The 423-nt window shown below is 74.5% G+C and carries 1 protein-coding gene; it reads right to left on the bottom strand.

Annotated elements, in window-relative coordinates:
* On the bottom strand, positions 1–423 hold a 423-nt coding region (locus AC1DKQ_RS22475; protein ID WP_476920290.1), incomplete at both ends, for an amidohydrolase family protein.

Raw genomic sequence — 423 nt, 5'->3', positions numbered from 1 at the left:
GCGCATCGCGGTGAGCAACGACCGGACGACGATCGGACGGCCCTCGGCGGCGGCCAGCTCCTCCCCTTCGCGGAAGCCGGCGTCGACCTCCTCGACGACCTGCTCGAGCCTCAGCCCACCCTCCAGATGCTGCTCGGGGGCGTAGCGGGACTCGGCGTAGACGACGCCGTCGCGGGCGAGGTCGAGCACCGACTCGCGGGCCACGCGCCGCAGCGCGGGCGCGGTCTGCATGACGCCGACCGTGTGCGCGAAGGTCTCGAGGTAGCGCTCCAGCGACCCGGAGTCCGCGGACTCGCGGAACCACCGCGCCAGCCCCTCGGCGGTCCGGTCGGCACCGCTCACCGGCAGCTCGTGGCCGACCTCGTCGGCGATCTCCAGGACCGTGGCCGGTCGCAGGCCCCCGTCGAGGTGGTCGTGCAGCAC

The organism is Arthrobacter sp. 05L421, assembly GCF_056397785.1.
Note: the sequence above shows the minus strand (reverse complement) of the source record. Positions and strands in the feature narration are given on the sequence as shown.